Here is a 19,509-nt window from a genome sequence, read left to right on the forward strand (position 1 = left end):
CGCCGTGGCCACCTTCCTCGGAACTGAGCCGGCGCCGCCCGCGCCCGACCGCCCGCGACGGCCGGGTCCGTACCCCGGCGTCTGGCGGCGAGGTCGGATCGCCGCGGCCCTGGCACCGTTGTCCGTGCTGGTGATGCTCGGCCATTCCCGTGTCCCCGACCGGGTCGGCCACCTCGGCAGCCTCATCGAGACGTTCCTGCCCTGGACCGGTCTCGCCGTGCCGCTTCTGCTGCTGTGCGCGGCGGTCCGGCGCTCCGCGACCGCCGCGGTGGCCGCACTGCTGCCCGCCGTCGTCTGGTCCTCACTGTTCGGCGGCACACTCCTCGACAAGCGGGCGGCCGGAGCGGACCTGACGGTGGTGACGCACAACGTCAACGAGCACAACCCACACCCGGCGCACACCGCTCGTGTCCTGGCCGCCTCCGGCGCCGACGTGGTGGCCCTGGAAGAGCTGGGCGATGCCACCGCCGCGTACCGCACGGCGCTGGCCGCCGACTACCCGTACCACTCGGTACACGGCACCGTCGGCCTGTGGAGCCGCTACCCGCTCGCCGATGCCCGGACCGTCGACATCGCCCCCTGGCCGCGCGCTCTGCGTGCGACGGTTCGCACGCCCGAGGGACCGGTCGCCGTCTACGTCGCCCATCTGCTGTCCGTCCGGTTCTCCGCCGCATCGGGCTTCGGCACGGACGCGCGTGACGCCGCCGCGCGCCGTCTCGCCGCCGCCCTGCGCGCCGAACCGCTGCCCCGCACCGTGCTCATGGGCGACTTCAACGGCACCACGGACGACCGGGCCCTGTCCGCGGTCACCTCCCGACTGCGCTCGGCGCAGGAGGAGTCGGGGGCCGGCTTCGGTCTGAGCTGGCCGGCGTCGTTTCCGGTGGCGCGGATCGACCACATCCTCGTGCGCGGCGTGGAACCGCGCTCCGCCTGGACCCTCCCGGCCACCGGCAGCGACCATCTGCCGGTGGCGGCGTCCGTGCGGCTGTAGGGGCCGGAACGGGTCCCCGGTGGTGGCGGTGCTCTTGCTCCAGCCGCGGTGACGGGCGGCCGTACGGTGCCTGTGCGGGCGTCACCGGCACGACCGGTGCGGGACGTTCGGCAGATCGCGGAAGGTGCGGACGGGGACGTGGCCCGGAGCAGGACAGGCAGTTCGGGCCGGGTGAGCGGGATCCGCCCGGTGTCGGGCGCCGGGTCGGTGGACCGGTGGCGGACGAGGCCATGGCCACCGGGTCGGCCGGGGCCGCGGGCGTCGTGGAGCGGCAGCGGTGGAAGGAGGTCTCACCTGTACGGCGATGGCGGCGCAGAAGCACGGCACTCCACCCGCCCCGGGCCTGTGCGAGGCGCAGCCCGCGCCTCCGCGGAAACCGGCAGGTCAGCGGGGTGCTGCGAACCGGAAATGCGATCACCGGTGTTCGGCGATGCGATGGAGTCATGGCCACGACCAACAGGGGCGCGGCGCGCCTGCACCGACTCTTCGAAGCCAGCTGTGATCGGGTGCCCTCGGCAACGGCACTGGAGTGCGGGGAGCACGTCCTGACCTACGCCGAACTGGACGCCCGCGCCAATCGGCTATCGCACCTTCTCCATGGTCTGGGCATCGGCCGTGGATCCCGGGTCGCGATCCTGCTGCCGCGATCGGTGGACATGTACGCAGCGCTGCTGGCGGTCGGCAAGGCGGGGGCCGCGTTCGTACCGGTCGACCCGGCGGCACCCCCCGACCGGGTCGCCTTCATCACGGCGGACGCGCAGGTGGACGCGGTGCTGACGGTGTCCGCGCTGTCGGCAGGGGTGTCGGACCGCGTGAAGCCGGACCTCGGGGAGCGGACGCGGCTGGTGGAACTCGACCGGTGCGCGGCCGCGTTGGCCTCCGTACCGGCCACGCGGCCGGACACCCCGGACATCCGGGGTGCGGCGTCAGGTGCCCGGTGGGAAACGGCGGGCCTGCGGGCCGACGACGCCACCGCCCGCACGGCCGACGACGACCCCCTCGCCTACATCATGTACACCTCGGGCTCCACCGGCCGTCCCAAGGGCGTGGCCATCGCCCACTCCAGCATCTGCAACTTCCTCGACGTCGTCCCGGACATCTACGACGTACGGCCGGAGGACCGGGTCCACCAGGGCATGATCATCGCGTTCGACTTCTCCATCGAGGAGATCTGGCCCACCTGGACGGTCGGCGCCACCCTCGTCGCAGGGCCGGTCGGCTCCGGAACCGGGCTGTTCGGCGCCGAACTGGCCGACGCACTGGAGGAGTCCGGGATCACGGTGCTGTACTGCGTGCCCACGCTGCTGGCGACGATCCCCAGGGACCTGCCCGGAATCCGTACTGTCCTGGTCGGCGGCGAGGCCTGCCCGGCTCAGCTCGTCGAACGGTGGAGCCGGCCGGGGCGCCGGATCCTCAACACGTACGGGCCGACGGAGACGACCGTCACCGCGACCGTCACCGAACTCCGGCCGGGGCGACCGGTCACGATCGGCAAACCGCTGCCCACCTACACGGTGGTGCTGCTGGACGACCATCGCCGGTCATCGCCGGCGGGGGCGGTCGGCGAGATCTGTGTCGGCGGTCCCGGTGTCGCCCGGGGCTATGTGGGGCGCCCGGAACTGACCGCGGAACGCTTCATCGAGCACCCGCTGGCGCCCCGGGGCAGTCGGCTCTACCGCACCGGCGACCTCGGCCGGCTCACGGCGGACGGCGAGATCGAGTACCTGGGGCGGGCCGACGACGAGGTCAAGGTCCGGGGATACCGGGTCGATCTCGGCGAGATCGACAACGTGCTGCTCGAAGACCCCGGCGTGGCCGAGGCTGCCACCGCGCTCGTCGCGATACCGGAACGGAACGGAGCGGAGAACCGCCGGGAGCTTTCCGCGTACGTGGTCCCGGTGCCGCACGGCACAGCGCGGCGGACCGGCACGGCGCGGGCCGGGACGGGGAACGAGGATGACCTGATCGCCCGCCTGCACCAGCACCTGCGGCATCGGCTCCCTGCCTATATGGTCCCGCACTTCCTCGACATTCTGCCCCGGCTGCCCGCCTCGCCGAGCGGCAAGGTGGACCGGAAGCGGCTGCCCGCCCCGACCGGCCGAAGGCTGGTCAGCCTGGGGCATGTAGAGGCTCCGCGGGGCGAGTTGGAGACCCGGGTGCGGGACGTCTGGGCGGAGGTCTTCGGCATCGGCCCCGACACGCTGTCCACCGAGGCGGACTTCTTCGCCGATCTCGGCGGGCACTCACTGCTCGCCGCCCAGGCCGTGTCGCTGCTCCGCGGCCGGGGCATCGGGGCCGATGTCGGCCCCACCCTGCGCGACCTCTACGCCAACCCGACCGTGGGCCTGCTCGCCGCACACCTGGACACGCCGGACGCCACCTCCGGGACGCGCGGTGAGGGCCCGGCCTCCGCTGCCGACGGCTCGCCCTCGACCCCCCTGGCCCGCCCCCGCCCCCTTCGGCACGGGAGGGGCCGGATCGCCGCCGCCGGTCTGGTCCAGGCCGGCGTGATCTACCTCCTGCTCTCCCTCACCGTCCTCCCGCTCGCCGACGTCCTGGGCCGGCAGGCGGGCCAGGCCACCGAACAGACGCCGGTCCCCGTGCAGCCCCTACTCGCCGCACTCGTCAGTTACTTCGGCGTCCGCTGGCTGCTGCCCGCCGTCCTCGCCCGTCCCCTCTCCGCAGGCATCCGGTCGGGGCGCTACCCCCTGTGGGGCGCGACCTACCTCCGCCTCTGGGCCCTCGCTCTGCTGCTGAGAGTCAGCCCGTTGCCCGCCCTGAGCGGCTCCCCTCTGGTGGGCTGCTATCTGCGACTGCTGGGCGCCCGGATCGGCCCGCGGACGACCATCGCCACCGGCGCCATCCCGTTGCCGTCCCTGCTCCAGGTCGGCGCGGACGCCTCGGTCGGCTACGGGGCGATGCTGAACGCCTGGCGGGTGGCGGACGGCTGGGTGACCGTCGCCCCGATCAGCATCGGCTCCCGCGCCTACGTGGGCGCGCACACCGTGCTGGAGCCGGGCGCCCGGGTGGAGGCCGGTTCCGGGCTCGGCGAGCAGTCGGTGCTCGGCGAGGGCGAAGTGGTGCCGCCCGGGGCCCGTTGGGCCGGATCGCCGCCGGTCCCGTTGAAGGCGCTGGACCCGCGTATCGAGGACATGCTGCGGGCCGGCGGGACGGCCGAGCGCCGACGGCCCCGGTATGTCGCGGCGGCGCAACTCGGCGTCGCCCTCCTCGAAACCCTCAGGCTGGCCGTCGTGCTGCCGAGCGCGGCACTGATCTGGTTCACCTGGCTCGACTGGGGCACCCCGCCCGCGGTCCTGGCCGCCCTCATCCTGGCGGGCCCGCTCTATGTCGTCACCGCCTGCGCCGCGATCGCCCTCGCCAAGCGGCTGGTGCTGCGCCGCTCCCCGGTCGGCACTCATCCGGTCCGCTCGGTCCTGGGCGTCCGCAAGTGGTTCTCCGACAAGCTGCTGGAAGCCAGCCTCGCCGTCACCAACTCCCTTTATGCCACCCTCTACACCGTCCCCTGGCTACGGCTGCTGGGCGCGCGCATCGGCCCCGGTGCCGAGGTCTCCACCGCCTCCCATCTCGACCCGGACCTGCTCGCGCTCGGCGAGGGCAGCTTCGTCGCGGACATGGCGGGGGTCGGCGGCGCCGCCTTCGCCGGCGGCCGGGTCGACTGCCGGCCCACCGAGATCGGCCGCCACGCGTTCGTCGGCAACGCCGCGTATCTGCCCGCCGGGACGCGGACGGGGCCGGACTCCCTGATCGGCGTCGGCACCGTCCCGCCGCAGGACGGGGTGCCCGCCGGCACCTCCTGGCTGGGCTCGCCCGCGATCCGCCTCCCGCAGCGCCAGAGCAGCGGCAACTTCCCCGAGGAGCTGACGTTCCGGCCCACGCCGAAGGCGGTCCGCCGCCGCCTGGCCATCGAGTTCCTCCGCGTCACCATGCCCGCGTCCCTTCTGGGCGTGACCGCCTTCCTCTTCCTCCTCGCCCTCGCCGGCGTCGCCCACGCCGGCCCGGCCCTCTGCGTCCTGCTGGCCCCTCTCCTCCTCATGGCCGCGGGCCTGACCGTCATCGCCTACTGCGCCCTGCTCAAACGGCTCGTCATCGGAACCTACGAGCCACACGTCGCGCCCCTGTGGAGCTGGTTCGTCCGCCGCACCGAGTTCGTCACCGGTCTCTACGAGGCGGCCGCCGTCCCCGCCGGTCTCGCCACCCTCACCGGCACCCCGTTCCTGCCGCCCGCGCTGCGTCTGTTCGGCGCGCGGATCGGCCGGCGCACGTGGATCAGCACCACCTTTCTCACCGAGTTCGACCTGGTCGAGGTCGGCGACGAGGCGGCGATCGGCCCAGGCGTGAGCCTGCAGACGCACCTGTTCGAGGACCGGGTCATGAAGATGTCGAAGGTCACCGTCCAGGCGGGCGCCACCGTCGGCAGCCGCACGGTCGTGCTGTACGACGGGGTCGTCGGCGAAGGCGTCTGGCTCGACGCCCTCTCCTTGGTCATGAAGGGCGAGCGTCTCACCCCCGGCACGGCTTGGCGCGGCGTCCCCGCCCAGGGCCGGGCCCTCCGTCGCGCCGACCGCCCTCACCCCCGCTGACCCCTCACCGCACCGGCCAATCCCGGTGACAACCCCCGACCCTGGCGGTGGGAATCCATGCCACCTGCTTCCGACTTCCTCGACTCCCTCCGCCGGGCCCTCGGCGCGCGGCGCTCCCCGACGCAGCCCTCGCTCCCCCTCCCCGGCGGACGCCCGCTGGCCCTCGTGTACCGGGGTCCGGCCGCCCGCCCCGCCGGCTGCTCCGAGGCGGTCGCCGCACTGCTCGCCTCCGGCCCCTGGGACCTCGACGTCCGCTACACCGGACCGCACGAGGAGATCCCGCTCTCCGCCGCGGCCCTGGCCCACGCCCGCGTCTACGCCCAGCCCGGCGGCGGCACCCTCTCCGCCGCGTACCGCCGTCTGAAGAAGCACGCCGACGAAATCCGTGACTACGTCCACGGCGGCGGGCGTTATCTGGGTTTCTGCCTGGGCGGCTACCTGGCCGGCGCCACCCCCGGCTTCGCCCTCCTTCCCGGCGACACCGACCAGTACATCGCCACGCCCGGCGCCACCGTCCATCACGACCGCGACACCCTGGTGGAAACCGCGTGGCGCGGCATCCCCCGCACCCTCTACTTCCAGGACGGCCCGCACTTCGTCCTCGACCGCGACGCCGACGTCACCGTCCTCGCCACCTATCCGAACGGCACCGTCGCCGCCCTGGTCACCCCTTTCGGCAACGGTCGCGTCGGCGTCGTGGGCCCGCACCCGGAAGCCACCGACGACTGGTTCCTCGACGAGGGCCTCTCCGTCCACTGCACCCACGACCTGGGGCTGGACCTGGTGGGGGAAGTGCTGAAGTGACCAGAGCCCGCTCGGCTGCCTGCTCCTCCGTGCCGCGGTGGGCGCGGTCGCAGATGAGGAAGCCCGTCCTGACTTCGTTTCCTGATCGCTCCGTTAGCCCTGCCTTAACGGCGCCATAAGGATCTCGTCCGCCCGCCCCCAGCAGGCGATTTCTCGGTTTCCCGGGGCTAGCTTGCTGAGCGCAGCCCCCACGGGATGGATTCCAGGAGTCTCCGCCCGTGCCGCTCCGTCGCGGAGGCGGCGGCCGGCGTGGGTGAGGCTCCGGGGCCTGTCCGGCGGCTCAGGTCGGACAGGCCCCGGCGACGGCCGCAGCGGCTGGGGACGGCTACGGACGTCCGGTGGTGGCACTCAGGCGTCAGCTGAAGGCGGACGCGCAGGTGGTCGGGGTGGCGTGCGCCGGGTCGAGGGCGTTGGCCACCTCATGGAAGGCGATCCGGTCGGTCAGCCCGATCAGCACATGTTCGGAGAGGTCGAGCACGCACAGGTTCTGCAGCAGGACGTTGTGGACGTCGGATCCGCTGAGGAACTGCGAACTGTAGGGCGTCACCACCTCGTCGTACTTGGTGGCGATGACCGTGTAGTGGACTCCGGGCACGGTGTCGCCGCCCGCGTTGAGTTTGGTCAGGAACGCCGAGCCGGCCACCTGGTCGGCGAGGCCGGGGGTGGCGCTGGAGAGCAGGTCCTCGGCGCCGGGGAAGTAGGGCAGCAGGTTGGTGAGCCCGTTCAGGGTGGTGCCGTGGTTGTCGGGCGCGATGCCGACGAGGGCGTTCACCTTGGCCGCGCCACCCAGGAACTTGAGGTAGTAGCGGGGCATCATGCCGCCCTGCGAATGCCCGACGATGTCGACCTCGGCGGAACCGGTCGCGGCGAGCACCTTGTCGACGAAGGCACTGAGCTGTCCGGCGGAGTCGGCGATGGGGCCGAGTCCGTAGAACAACGGGACGCCCGGCAACTTGCCGTAGTCCAGGGAGAAGACGCAGTACCCGCGGTCCTCCAGGTAGGGGGCGAGGGCGAGCCAGTTGTCGACGGAGTTGGCGAAGGTGCCGTGGACGAGGACGACGGGGCGGGGGTGGGCGGCGGACGGCTTGCAGGAGTAGTCGTTCCAGCCGCTCGCGGACGCTTGACTCTGCTGGAGCGAGGGAGCCCTGCTCGGCGCGGCGGCCTGCGCTCCGGCGGCGGGGACGACGGCGACCGCGGTCGTCAGCAGGAGTGCTGCGAGCGGTCTGAACAGGCGTTTCCAGGGCAGCATCGGGTGATCTCCTTGCGGCTCGGGGGAGGTACGACGGCCTTGCGCCCCTGCGATCCGGATCACGGGATGCTGTTCACTCGTCAAGTTACGAACGAGTAGGACAACTGTGAAGTTACGCGTCAGTAAAAAATTTTCGATGTACCCTCGTACAGCCGGGGTTCCTGGTAATGGTCCAGGCGTATGTGATGTCTCGTCACCAGGCGGGCTTGATCGGCCCATAGGGTGCGATACGCAGCAACTGACGTCGCAGTGAACGGATTTCGGCGGCCCCCAGCAACTCCGCCCACGGCCGTACGGCCTCCGCCGCGGCCTCCTCGGCGGCCCGGGTGCAGGCCCAGCCGCGCTCCGTCAGCACGACCAGCCGGGCCCGCGCGTCCCCGGGATGCGGACGCCGCTCCGCGTACCCCTTGCACACGATCTCGTCGACGAGCTGACTCGCCGCCTGCTTGGTCACCCCGAGATGGGCGGCCAGCTCCGTCACGGTGGCGCCGTCCGGGGCGAGCCGGGCGAACGCGAAACCGTGCGCGGGCCGCATCCCCTCGAAGCCGCGCGCGACGACACCGTCGTTGATGCGTTGTGTCAGTTCGCCGGCGACGGCGAGCAGGGCGACGGACAGGGCCATGGCTTCGGAGTTCTGCACCCGGGCATTGAAACACCCTTGACCCGGTGGTCAAGCTGCTTGACCATAGTTATGGTCAAGCAGCTTGACCATTTCGGAAGGAGACATCCATGCCTGTCGTCCGCTCGTCCGAGGCCGTCACGCACGAGATGCACGGTGCCCGTTTCGTCTCGTACGCCACCTCCCTGACCGGCAGCAGGGAGCTGTGCGCCTGGCGCGGGGAGATCCCCGCGGGCACCCGCGCACCCCTGCACACCGTCGACCGGGAGGAGATCTTCCACCTGCTCGACGGTGAGCTGCTCATCACGCTCGACGGCCGCACCGAACGGATCACCGCGGGCGACACGGTGATCGTCAATCCCGGTACGACCCTGGGCATCGAGAACCCGACGGGCGAGGTCGCCGTCTCCTGGGTCACCACCTCCATCGGGCTGGAGGCGCAACTGGCCGACGGCACGCGGCTCACTCCCCCATGGGCGCGCTGACGCCTACGCGGCCAGCGTCCCGGGCATCACGGCGCGCGGCCCGAACCTCGCTCGCGCGCGGTCCGCGACCTCCTCGATCCTGCGGACCTTGTCGTCCACGGGGTCGAAGGTGAGCTGACGGGACGCCTGTTCGGCGGGGGTCAGGCCTTCGGCGCGCAGGACGAGCGCACGCACCCGGGCGCGCTGCAGACCCAGCGCCTCGTACAAGCGGTACGCCTCGGTGGTGAGCGCGGCGGAGTGCGCGGTCGGCTCGGCGAGGGTGCGGCTGCGGGTCGTCGAGGACCTGTCGGCATAGCGCGTGGTGAGGGTGAGCGCACCGCACACCCGGCCCACATTGCGCAGCCGTGAGCCCAGTTCCTCGGCGGCCGACAGCAGTGCGCGCCGGTGCCGGTCGGGGTCCAGCTCGTCACGGGTGAAGGGGCGTTCGGCCACGAGGGAGCGGGAGACCCCGTTCGGCACGACCCGGCCCCGGTCGACGCCGTTCGCCTTCTCGTGCAGTTCACGGCCGGCCCGGGCGCCGACGAGCCGCTGCACCGTGGACAGCGGTGCTCCGGCGACCTTGCCGACGGTGTCGAGCCCGTACTCGCACAGGGTGCGGGCGGTCACGGCACCGACCCGGGGCAGCGCCCCGACGGGCAGGCCGGCCAGGAACTCCGCGGCCGCCGTGCGCCCTTCGGGCACCAGACGGATCGTCCCGGGCGCCGCCTCCCGCAGCGCCATGCGGGCCAGCATCGGCCCGGGTCCGGCCCCGATCGCGCAGTCGACCCCGTGGTGCGCGAGGGCGCGTACCCGGATCACCGTGGCCAGTTCGGCGGTGTCCCGGCCGAAGTACCGTCCGGCGCCCCGCAGATCGGCCAGCGCCCCGTCCGGCGGGAGCGCCTCGACGACGGGTGTGAACTCCTCCAGGAGTCCGAGCAGCCCCGGCAGGGCCGCCTCGTACATCGGAGCCAGCTGGAAACGTACGCAGAGGATGGTCATCCCGCACTCCCCGGACTCTGGTGCCACAACTTCTTCCCACCCGCGGGGCCTTCGCCCGCGGGACGCAGATCGGACCAGGGGTTCATCTCGTACCCCGTGGCCATACGGATACGGCGGCCCTTCGCCGCGTCGCCGTCACCGTCCTGCTGATGCGGGGCGGGTACCGCCAGCCGCTCCGCCACCATGTCGAGGCCGCCCTCGGCACGCAGTTCGACCAGTTCGGCGAGGTTCCAGGCGGCGGCGCCCACCACGCTGAGACTGCGCGGCCCCCTTCGCTGCACCACCCCGCGCACCAGCAGCAGCCAGGAGTGGAAGACGGTGTGGGCGCAGGCGTCGTGGGAGTCGTCGAAGAAGGCGAGGTCGACCAGGCCCGTACCGTCGTCGAGGGTGGTGAAGATGACCCGCTTGCCGGAGCGGATGGGCGGGGTCTGGGTGGCCGCCTTGGCACCCGCGACCAGTACCGTCTCCCCGTGCCGTGCCGAGCGCAGCCGGTGCGCCGGCACCACGCCCAGTTCGTCGAGGAACGCCCGGTGGTCGTCCATCAGATTGTGCGAGGCGTCCATGGAGAGCACGCCCAGTTCGGCACTGAGCCGCTCCGCCGCGGAGAGGTCGGGCAGCCCCGCCGAGGCCGTCCTCCGTCCCCCGGCCAGGGGGAGCTGGCCCCCGCCCGCGCCCCGGGCACCCCGGTGGAGTTCGGTCAGATGCAGTTGCAGGTCGCGGCGGTTGGCGCCGAACCCGTCCAGCGCACCGACCTGCGCGAGCCGCTGCGCAAGGGGACGGCTCGGCCGGGCCCGTTCCCAGAAGTCGAGCAGGGAGGCGTACGGCTGCCCGGCCTCGATCCGCTGCGCTTCGGCCTCGCTGATGCCGTGGACGTCGCAGAGCGCGAGCCGGAGCCCCCAGCGGCCGGTGGAATCAGTTGATTCAGAAACCAGTTCGATGCGATGAGCGACACCCGACCTGTTCACGTCCAGCGACAGGATCGGCACCCCTCGGCGCCGCGCGTCCGCAAGCAGCAGCCGCTTCGGGTACATCCCGGGATCGTGCGTGAGCAGTCCCGCGTAGAAGGCGGCCGGGTGATGGGCCTTCAGCCACGCCGACTGGTACGTCGGCACGGCGAAGGCGACCGCGTGCGCCTTGCAGAAGCCGTACGAGCCGAACGCCTCGACGATCTCCCAAGTGCGCTGAATCGTTTCTGCGTTGTATCCGTTCGCCGCCGCCTGCTGGGCGAACCAGACCCGGATCCGTCCCTGCGACTCCGGTTCGGACAGCCCGCGCCGCACCCGGTCCGCCTCGTCCCGTCCGCAGCCGGTCATGATGTCCAGGATGTGGATGATCTGCTCGTGGAAGACGACGACGCCGTACGTCTCCTTCAGCGGCCCCTCCAGGTCGGGGTGCGGGTAACGGACGGGCGCCCGCCCGTGCCGCGCGTCGATGAACGGCCGCACCATGTCGGCCGCGACCGGCCCCGGCCGGAACAGCGAGATGTCGACGACGAGGTCGTGGAAGTCGGCCGGCTGGAGCCGCCCGACCAGGTCCCGCTGGCCCGGCGACTCGATCTGGAAGCAGCCCAGCGTCTCGGCGGTGCGGATGAGGCGGTACGTCTCCGGGTCGCCCGGCTCGACGGCGTCGAGGTCGAGGCGCTCCCCCGTCGTCCGCTGCACCTCCGCGACCGCGTGCGCCATCGCGGACTGCATCCGTACCCCGAGCACGTCGAGTTTGAGCAGTCCGAGCTCCTCGACGTCGTCCTTGTCGAACTGCGACATCGGGAAGCCCTCGCCGCTGGTCGGCACGACCGGTGTACGGGCGAGGAGGGAGGCGTCGGAGAGCAGCACCCCGCACGGGTGCATGGCGATTCCGCGCGGAAGGGCGTCGAGGGCCTCCACCAGTTCCCAGAAGTTTCCGTACTTCTCCCGCTCCGCGGCCAGGGGCTTGAGTTCGGGCAGTTCGTCGAGGGCCGCGCGGGCGTCGCGGGCCCGGATGTGCGGGAAGGACTTGGCGATGCGGTCGATGTCGGCCGGGTCCATGGACAGGGCCGCGCCCACGTCGCGGATCGCGTGGCGGACACGGTAGGTCTCCGGCATCGCGACCGTCGCGACCCGCGCGGTCCCGAAACGGTCGATGATCGCGCGGTAGACCTCGAGACGACGGGCGGATTCGACGTCGATGTCGATGTCGGGCAGGGCCAGGCGGCGCTTGGACAGGAAACGCTCCATCAGGAGCCCGTGCTCGACCGGGTCGGCGTGCGCGATGCCGAGGAGGTGGTTGACGAGGGAACCCGCGCCCGAGCCGCGCGCTGCGACCCGGATGCCCATGCTCCGTACGTCGTCGACCACCTGGGCGACCGTGAGGAAGTAGGAGGCGAAACCGTGGTGGGCGATGACGTCCAGTTCCTCGTGCATCCGCTCCCAGTAGGCGCGCCGGGCGCCGTAGCCGCGCAGCACCATGCCCGCCGCCGCCCGGGAGGCGAGCGCACGCTGGGCGGTGCGGTGGCCGGCGCCCACGAGATGGGCCTCGGGGAAGTGGACGGTGCCGATGCCGAGGTCGTCCTCGGGGTCGACCACGCACTCGGCGGCGGTGTCCCGGGTCTGCTCCAGCAGACGGTGTGCGGTGTCGCGCCGGTAGCCCGCGGCCTCGACGATCCGTTCGGCGACCCGGAGCATGGCCGGTGCGTCCTTGAGCCAGGCCTCTCCGGAGTCCAGTTCCTTGGCGGGGTCGACGGGGACGAGGCGGCGTGCGGCGTCCAGGACATCGGCGACCGGGCCGAGACCGGGGTCCGCGTACCGCACGGCATTGCTGAGCACAGGGCGTACTCCCTGCTCGGCGGCGAATCCGAGGGTGCGGGCGGCCAGCCGCAGCGAGCCCGGTCCGGTACCCGTGCGGCCGTGCCAGACGGCCTCAAGGCGCAGGGCGTCGCCGTAGACCTCACGCCAGGGTGCGAGGAGCCTCGCCGCACGGTCCGGTCGTCCCGCGGCCAGGGCGCGGCCCACGTCGGAGGCGGGGCCGAGCAGGACGGTCAGACCGTCGGCGTGGTTGTCGGCCCAGGGCAGCAGCGGGGTGCCCGGGGACAGGGACTCGGGAGAATGGGCGGCGGTGACGAGCCGGCACAGATCGGCCCAGCCGCGGGCGCCGTCCCGGGCGAGGAAGGTCACACGTGGTGTCGACTCGTCGATGAAGGCACCCCCGCGCACCGGGGCACGGCGCCTCCCCCGGGCTTCCGGCTCCTCCCCCGTTCGCTCGACGGGACCCCCATGGACCGGCAGAACCCCCGTGCGCCGGGTCGGCTCGGGCTCCGTCACCGCGAGTTCCACTCCGAACAGCGGCCGGACGCCCGCCGCCGCGCAGGCCTTGGCGAACCGGACCGTGCCCGCGACGGTGTCCCGGTCGGTGAGCGCCAGGGCGTCCATGCCCAGCTCACCGGCGCGCTCGGCCAGCCGCTCCGGATGCGAGGCGCCGTATCGCATGGAGAACCCTGAGACGGTGTGCAGATGCGTGAATCCCGGCACACGCACCTCCCGTACCCGTGAGCCCCGCATACGGCTCTCGAACGTTCGTTCCCATCCCCCGCTCCCACCATAAACCAACTTTCGAACTGTCGTGCGACATCTGTTCGAGCCTCCCCCACCTGGGCGAACGCCGACCGGGCCGTCCGCCCCGGGGAGAGACCGGCCGGACCGGCCCATGGAAAAGTCCCGCCCCCGGACAATCCGGGAGCGGGACTCCGTCGGGCCGCGGGAGATCAGCCGATCTGGGCGCCGAAGGCCGAAAGCGCCTCGGTGACCGGCTGGAAGAAGGTCTCGCCGCCCGAGGTGCAGTCACCGCTGCCACCCGAGGTGAGGCCGATCGCGGTGTCACCGTCGAAGAGCGAACCGCCGCTGTCACCGGGCTCGGCGCAGACGTCGGTCTGGATGAGGCCGCTGACCGTGCCCTCCGCGTAGTTCACGGTGGCGTCCAGACCGGTGACCGTGCCGGAGTGCACCTGGGTGGTCGAGCCGCTGCGCGTCACCTTCTCGCCGACGGTCGCGTCACCCGCCTTGGTGATCGCTTGCGTGGAGCCGTTGTAGAGGTCGACCGCGCTCGGGTGGTCGACCTCCGCCGTGTATTTGACCAGGCCGAAGTCGTTGCCCGGGAAGCTGGACTGCTCGTTCTGGCCGATCACGTTGCCACTGGAGTCCGACCAGCTGGAGATGGCCTCGGTGCAGTGTCCGGCGGTGATGAAGTACGGCTGGCCGCCCTTGACCACGTTGAAGCCGAGCGAGCAGCGCCCGCCGGAGCCGGTGATGGCGTCGCCGCCCGCGACGAAGGGCTTGAACTCACCCGGCGAGCGCTTGATCTCGGCCTTCCCGCCGAGCCCGTCGACCACCTTGGAGAGCTTGGCCCACTCGGCCTTCGAGACGGTGCTGTCGGCCGTGACGACGACCTTGTTGGTCCTCGGGTCGGTCGCCCATGAGGTGCCCGGGATGGTCGCGTCCTTCTTGAGCGTGGTGCGGGCGCCCGCCAGCTCGGCCAGGGAGTTCTGGACGATTCTGGCCGTGGCGCCGGCCGTCCGGGCGGACTGCGCGGCGGACTCGTCGAGCACATTGACGACGAGCTGCTTCGTCTTCGCGTCGTAATACGTTCCGGCCGCGCCGGAACCCAGGTCCTGACCGAGCGTCGAGGCGAGCTTTCCGGCCGCTTCGGCCGAGAGAGTGCGAGGCGTCCCGGTCTTCGGCGCCTCGCTCGCGTTCGCATTCTGGAAGGTGACGCCCGCTGCGATCAGTGCGGCGACAGCCCCGCCTGCCATGGCGGCCCGCCGCCCGGATATGCGTCGGTGCTTCAACTCACGTCCTCCTGTGGGGGGTCGGTCGCGGAGGTTGTGGGGACCGCCGCGACCGGAAGGCGTAGGGGCACGAAGGCGGTACACCGAATGAGCCGCGTCCGTACCCACCGTGCGGAGCCCACTATTCCGACGCCCACAGGGGGCACACAAGGTCGACTTCAGGACGCGCGCAGGTCAACGAATGTGCGCCCCCTGCCGCTTGACCATGCCTGTTCCCCTCCGGTTCGATTCCCGCTGCAAATGCCATGCGAGGGTTATCCCTCTGCCGGCCGCGAGGTCTAGTCCTGTCTTGAATTCGACCCCTCGGGTTCCGATTCCAGGTCGGTCGCGGCGGCGGGGAGTTGCTCCTGCACCGATTGCTCACCGGTCGCGGCCGACGGCGGCGGGGGCGCCGGCGCCTGCTGTTCGGGGGGCGCCGCCACCGGCTGCTGGGCCCGCTCCAGGAACCGCAGCAGTTCCACCGGGAAGGGCAGGACGAGGGTGGAGTTCTTCTCCGCGGCGACCGCCACCACGGTCTGCAGCAGCCGCAGTTGCAGCGCGGCGGGTGTCGCGGCCATCTGCTGGGCCGCCTCCGCCAGCTTCCTGGACGCCTGCAGTTCCGCGTCGGCGTTGATGACACGGGCCCGCCGCTCGCGGTCGGCCTCGGCCTGCCGGGCCATGGACCGCTTCATCGTCTCCGGCAGCGAGACGTCCTTGATCTCGACGCGGTCGATGGTGACGCCCCACTCCACCGCCGGGCTGTCGATCATCAGCTCCAGACCCTGGTTGAGCTTCTCACGGCTGGAGAGCAGATCGTCGAGTTCACTCTTGCCGATGATCGACCTCAGCGAGGTCTGCGCCATCTGCAGTACGGCGAACCGGTAGTCCTCGACCCGGACTATCGCCTCGGCGGGTGAGGTCACCTTGAAGTAGACGACGGCGTCCACGCGCACCGTGACGTTGTCCCTGGTGATGCCCTCCTGCGCGGGCACCGGCATCGTCACGATCTGCAGATTCACCCTGCGGAGCCGGTCCACGAGGGGCACGATCATCGTGAGGCCGGGCCCCCGGACCTCGGGCCTGAGCCGCCCGAGGCGGAACACCACTCCCCGTTCGTATTGTTTGACGACCCGGGCCGCCGCCGCCACGTAGACGACCCCGACGGACGCGAGGGCCACCCCCGCCGTCACCAGCTCCTCGACCATGTCGGCCCCCCAGGGTCCGAAGTGGGCGTGCTCAGGGGAGTGCACGCGAACCTGCCACGTGCCCTTCGACGGTAACTCCGCCGAGCGGGCAAAGGGGAGCCCCCGCACGCGGAGTTGCGTGCGAGGGCTCCCCTCCTGCCGGCTGCAGATCGGGTGTGCGGTTCGGGATCGCGTCAGAAGACGTGGACCCCGTAGGCGCTGAGGGCCTCGGTGACCGGCTGGAAGAAGGTCGTACCACCGGAGGTGCAGTTGCCGCTGCCGCCGGAGGTCAGACCGTAGGCGGTGGAACCGCCGTACAGCGGGCCACCGGAGTCACCCGGCTCGGCGCAGACCGTGGTCTGGATGAGGCCGCTGACGACGTCGCCGCCACCGTAGTTGACCGTCGCGTTGAGCGCGGTGACCCGGCCGCTGTGCGTCCCGGTCGTGGAGCCGCGGCGGTAGACGGTGGTGCCGACCGAGGGCGTGGCCGCACTGGTGATGTCCTGGCTGCCCACGGCACCCGACTTGGTCACCGAGGTGTTGGTGTAGCGCACGATGCCGTAGTCGTTGCCGGGGAAGGAGGAGCCGGCCGTGGTGCCGAGCGTGGTGGTGTGCGAGGAGTTCGACCACCAGGTGCCCGCGCCGTCGGTGCAGTGGCCCGCGGTCAGGAAGTAGTAGTTCCCGCTGGAGTCCTGGACGTTGAAGCCCAGGGAGCAGCGCCAGCTACTCGCATAGATCGCGTCGCCACCGGAGATCAGCTTGTTGAACTTGCCCGAGGTGTGCTTGATCGTGAGGGCGCCGGCGTTGCCTCCGGCCTCCTCCCTGATCTTCGCGATCTCGGCCTTGGAGACCGTGCTGTCGACGGTGACGACCACGCGGTTCGTCGTGGGGTCGACGGCCCAGGCGGTGCCTGCGACATCGGACTTGAGCACCGAGTCCCTCACCTGGGTGAGCTGGTTGGTGCTGAAGGTCCGGGCGTCGCTCGCGTTCGCGTTGGGGACCGCGATCGCGGCAGCGGCCACGAATCCGGTGGCCACGGCGATCAGCCGGGTCCGTCTCGCGATGCCGCTGGTGGGGGTGGTGCGCTTGATCCTCACTTTTCGTTCCCTCCAAGGGAAGTCGGGGGCCCACGTGGGGTTGGGGCCCGTGAGGCGCAGCCAAGGACGGCCTGCCCGGATTCCGGACAAGTCGTGGCCCTGACAAGCGCTGAGGGGGAGTATTCGGCCGTACGACCGACCGGCGCAAGGGCGGCTTTCGGCCGTACGGCCTTCAACTTACAGATGACCGGGGAGATTGACGGACCTTCTACAGCAGGGTCCGCTCCCCCGCCTCGACCGCGGCGGCCAGCGTGTTGCCGGGCGGCGGGAACGGGCAGACGAAGTGGTCGGCGAACGCGCACGGGGGCAGCAGTGCCCGGTTGAAATCGACCGTCGTACGTCCCTCGGCGTCGGGCGCCGGCGGCCGCAGGAACCGGAAGGGGTAACTGCCGTCCCCGCTGGTGGTGTCGGCGAAGACGGCCCACAGCGAGCCGTCGTCCTCGACCGAGACCTGAAGGGTGAGATCCTGCCCGTCGAGCGTGAAGGCGAGCACACCGCCGAGGCCGAGCCCGCGGTGACGCCCGTCGGCGCTCTCGACACGTACGGTGCGGTGCTCGCCGTACGGGGTGAAATGTCCCTCGAGCGACCAGCGCGGATCGTACGGCGTGGCGTCGATCCCCTTGAAGGCCCGGCGGCCCGGGGAGCCGGGGTCGTAGTCGCGCACACCCCACACGCCCTCGCGAACGAGGACGACCAGGCGGCGCTCACCCGCCCCGACACGGGCGGCGGTCGCGGGTCCCCGGTCGGCCTCGAGGCGGACCTTGCCCGTGAACGGCACTCCGTCGACGGTAAGTCCGTCCTCCTCGGCGGCCGTCAGCACCACCGCGTCACCGTCCTGCGTCCACTGCCCGGGAACTTCCGGGATCCGTCCTTCCGGATGGTCCTCCAGCCAGTAGGTGCCGGTCAGCGCGAGCGGTCCGTAGGGCCCCGACACCCGCGCGGTGCGGTGCTCGTGCCACTGCTTCCACTCGTCGGATGCGTCCGTCGTCATGCGATCAACCCTTCCACACGGAAATCCGCAGGTCCGAGATGCGAGCGCATCGTGGTGCCCGTGTATTCCGCGTGCGGGGCGCCCCGCTCCGGATCAACGGCACGCCCCGGCCACGAACTCGACGTGCGCGCCCCGGGTGGGACGGCACACGAGGATGAACCCATCGGCCGCGTCCGTCCGGACGAACCCGCGTCGGCGAAGGAGTCCCGGCCGCGACCCCGGTGACGGTCCGTCGGACGGTTGCTCCTCCTCGCCGGGCAGGCCCCGCCGCCATCGGGCCGGCGTGCGGGTACGCCGCTTCGGAGTCAGCAGTCGCAGCCGCAGTCGCAGCAGTCGCAACCATCGCACCCACTGCAGCAGTTGCCGCAGCAGTCACAGCAGTCGCAGCAGTCCCCGCAGTCCTGGCAGGCCGCGTCCTTGCGTTCCCGGGTCCAGGGATCCTCGTAGGTTCCGCAGCAGAGTTGGCAGGTGCAGGCGAGCCCGAGCCACACGGCGCAGCCCGCGATCAGCCCGCGGCGGTCGCGGCGGGGCGGTTCCGGGGGCGGGGGCCCTGCCGGGCCTCCGGGGCCGCCGGGCGCGTACGGCCCGGAGGGAGGCGGTCCGAACAGTTCGGGCGCGTGCGAGCAGGAGGTCGTACCGAAGGCCCGGTCGACGGAGTTCCGTAGTTCGTGGGCGAGCAGGACATGCGCGAGCCGGCCGTCGGTGAAGGCCACTTCGCGCAGTGCGAGCCGAATGCCGTGCAGCGCGTCGTCGGCGAGGCGGCGGGCCTCGGCCAGGGACGTCCCGGTCGCCGTCAGCGGGTTCCAGGAGCCCGACGCGGCGTCGGCCTCCCTGTCCTCCACGGCGTCGAGCAGATGGGCGAGCCGCCCGAACAGCCGGCCCACCTCGGCGAGCGCCTCCGCGTTGCCGGGCCGCCCGGCCAGCACCGCGGTGTACGCGAAGGCCGCGGCCGTGGCCGTCTCGGTGGGCTCGGTGACGTTCAGTATCGAAGTGCCCGGGCCGGCGAGCGTCTCGATCCCGAGCTGCCGCTCCACCGCGTCCACGAGCACGTCGGTGTCGAACCCGATGTCGGAGCCGGTGCGGGCACCGGCCCTGCCCCAGCTCAGGGCTACCCGGCGGGCGGCGAACGCCACCGGCCGGCGGGCCAGCATCCCGTCCCCGTCGGCCATGTGATCGCGCACCTTGGCGGAGGCGAGCACCAGCGACACGGCGGCCGCGAGCCGCGCCCCCTCACCGTGCGCCACGGAGGCGGTGCGCATGCCCCGCAGCGGACAGGGCCCTGCCGTGCGCCGCCGTCCCGTGGTCCGCTCCGCCTGAGCCTCCGTCAGGACCGAGACCAGCAGGCCGTCGTAGTTGGTGACGACCCGGGCCAGCTGCCCGTGGTCTCCGCGAAGCGCGAGACACAGCCCGCACAGATGTGCCATCCACTGTGTTCTCAGACCTTCACTCAATCGGTGACGGCAGGGCCGGACCATTCCGAACACGACACTCCCCCGTGGCTCGTTCGACGTTGAGCTGCGGCAGCCTATCTGCCACTTCGTTCACCCGTACGCACCGACCGCCACCCGAACGCCGACGACGATATTATTTCACTCTCCGTCAGCAGCCATATGTGTGCCAAGCCTTGGGGTACACGGGCTCTCGACGTATTGGCTGTGCACCAGTACCGTCACGAAACCCCCGCGCGGCGTCTATCCACTTGGCGCTACATCCGC

General features: G+C 71.8%; 13 protein-coding genes. 4 read left to right on the top strand and 9 right to left on the bottom strand.

The window, feature by feature from the left end; all coding sequences use genetic code 11:
• Window positions 1–4: 4 nt before the first annotated feature.
• The 3 genes from ADL25_RS01895 to ADL25_RS01905 all read left to right on the top strand — a co-directional run bounded on the left by ADL25_RS01895 (window position 5) and on the right by ADL25_RS01905 (window position 6,396).
• Entirely contained in the window at window positions 5–991 is a 987-nt protein-coding gene (locus ADL25_RS01895) for an endonuclease/exonuclease/phosphatase family protein (protein ID WP_234380283.1), read from the top strand.
• 443 nt (window positions 992–1,434) lie between these two features.
• Window positions 1,435–5,592: a Pls/PosA family non-ribosomal peptide synthetase gene (locus ADL25_RS01900; protein ID WP_059125785.1), complete on the top strand. Its 4,158-nt coding sequence runs from the start codon at window positions 1,435–1,437 to the stop codon at window positions 5,590–5,592.
• 57 nt (window positions 5,593–5,649) lie between these two features.
• Window positions 5,650–6,396 carry a BPL-N domain-containing protein gene (locus ADL25_RS01905; protein ID WP_059125786.1) on the top strand — a complete coding sequence of 249 codons (747 nt, stop codon included), beginning with the start codon at window positions 5,650–5,652 and terminating at the stop codon, window positions 6,394–6,396.
• Between the two features lie 355 nt (window positions 6,397–6,751).
• Here ADL25_RS01905 and ADL25_RS01910 read toward each other — a convergent pair whose 3' ends face one another.
• Together ADL25_RS01910 and ADL25_RS01915 are read right to left on the bottom strand one after the other, a co-directional pair.
• Entirely contained in the window at window positions 6,752–7,645 is an 894-nt protein-coding gene (locus tag ADL25_RS01910) for an esterase/lipase family protein (RefSeq protein ID WP_059125787.1), read from the bottom strand.
• Window positions 7,646–7,838: 193 nt separating this feature from the next.
• On the bottom strand, window positions 7,839–8,285 hold the full coding sequence (locus ADL25_RS01915; protein ID WP_059125788.1) for a MarR family winged helix-turn-helix transcriptional regulator: 447 nt from the start codon (window positions 8,283–8,285) through the stop codon (window positions 7,839–7,841).
• An 89-nt stretch (window positions 8,286–8,374) separates the two neighbouring features.
• Here ADL25_RS01915 and ADL25_RS01920 point away from each other — a divergent pair, with 89 nt between their 5' ends.
• The gene (locus tag ADL25_RS01920) at window positions 8,375–8,749 is read left to right on the top strand and encodes a cupin domain-containing protein (RefSeq protein ID WP_059125789.1); all 375 of its coding nucleotides are present in this window, start codon (window positions 8,375–8,377) and stop codon (window positions 8,747–8,749) included.
• A 3-nt stretch (window positions 8,750–8,752) separates the two neighbouring features.
• On the opposite strand, the gene ADL25_RS01925 is transcribed toward ADL25_RS01920, so the two are convergent.
• The 7 genes from ADL25_RS01925 to ADL25_RS01955 all read right to left on the bottom strand — a co-directional run bounded on the left by ADL25_RS01925 (window position 8,753) and on the right by ADL25_RS01955 (window position 19,278).
• The gene (locus ADL25_RS01925; protein ID WP_059125790.1) at window positions 8,753–9,727 is read right to left on the bottom strand and encodes a DNA polymerase Y family protein; all 975 of its coding nucleotides are present in this window, start codon (window positions 9,725–9,727) and stop codon (window positions 8,753–8,755) included.
• Window positions 9,724–13,230: a DNA polymerase III subunit alpha gene (locus tag ADL25_RS01930; RefSeq protein ID WP_059125870.1), complete on the bottom strand. Its 3,507-nt coding sequence runs from the start codon at window positions 13,228–13,230 to the stop codon at window positions 9,724–9,726. Before ADL25_RS01930 ends, ADL25_RS01925 begins: the two co-directional genes overlap by 4 nt.
• A 233-nt stretch (window positions 13,231–13,463) precedes the next feature.
• The gene (locus ADL25_RS01935) at window positions 13,464–14,693 is read right to left on the bottom strand and encodes a S1 family peptidase (protein ID WP_402523654.1); all 1,230 of its coding nucleotides are present in this window, start codon (window positions 14,691–14,693) and stop codon (window positions 13,464–13,466) included.
• 128 nt (window positions 14,694–14,821) lie between these two features.
• Complete coding sequence (locus ADL25_RS01940) at window positions 14,822–15,727, bottom strand: slipin family protein (RefSeq protein ID WP_059125792.1); 906 nt, start codon at window positions 15,725–15,727, stop codon at window positions 14,822–14,824.
• Between the two features lie 173 nt (window positions 15,728–15,900).
• Window positions 15,901–16,803 (bottom strand): S1 family peptidase, encoded by a 903-nt coding sequence (locus ADL25_RS01945; RefSeq protein ID WP_059125793.1) that lies wholly within the window; start codon window positions 16,801–16,803, stop codon window positions 15,901–15,903.
• Between the two features lie 208 nt (window positions 16,804–17,011).
• Window positions 17,012–17,794 (bottom strand): DUF1684 domain-containing protein, encoded by a 783-nt coding sequence (locus ADL25_RS01950; RefSeq protein ID WP_059125794.1) that lies wholly within the window; start codon window positions 17,792–17,794, stop codon window positions 17,012–17,014.
• A 305-nt stretch (window positions 17,795–18,099) separates the two neighbouring features.
• A complete protein-coding gene (locus ADL25_RS01955; protein WP_079050113.1) occupies window positions 18,100–19,278 on the bottom strand; it encodes a DUF5685 family protein in 1,179 nt (392 codons plus the stop codon).
• Between the last annotated feature and the right edge of the window lie 231 nt (window positions 19,279–19,509).

Origin of the sequence: Streptomyces sp. NRRL F-5122, assembly GCF_001507435.1 — a bacterium.
Lineage (GTDB): Bacteria > Actinomycetota > Actinomycetes > Streptomycetales > Streptomycetaceae > Streptomyces > Streptomyces lannensis.

What these genes read in the sequence shown, in the direction of transcription:
- ADL25_RS01905 (WP_059125786.1), top strand. Translation starts at nt 5,650, where the DNA reads ATGCCACCTGCTTCCGACTTCCTCGACTCCCTCCGCCGGGCCCTCGGC.
- ADL25_RS01910 (WP_059125787.1), bottom strand. Translation starts at nt 7,645, where the DNA reads ATGCTGCCCTGGAAACGCCTGTTCAGACCGCTCGCAGCACTCCTGCTG.
- ADL25_RS01920 (WP_059125789.1), top strand. Translation starts at nt 8,375, where the DNA reads ATGCCTGTCGTCCGCTCGTCCGAGGCCGTCACGCACGAGATGCACGGT.
- ADL25_RS01925 (WP_059125790.1), bottom strand. Translation starts at nt 9,727, where the DNA reads ATGACCATCCTCTGCGTACGTTTCCAGCTGGCTCCGATGTACGAGGCG.
- ADL25_RS01900 (WP_059125785.1), top strand. Translation starts at nt 1,435, where the DNA reads ATGGCCACGACCAACAGGGGCGCGGCGCGCCTGCACCGACTCTTCGAA.
- ADL25_RS01950 (WP_059125794.1), bottom strand. Translation starts at nt 17,794, where the DNA reads ATGACGACGGACGCATCCGACGAGTGGAAGCAGTGGCACGAGCACCGC.
- ADL25_RS01940 (WP_059125792.1), bottom strand. Translation starts at nt 15,727, where the DNA reads ATGGTCGAGGAGCTGGTGACGGCGGGGGTGGCCCTCGCGTCCGTCGGG.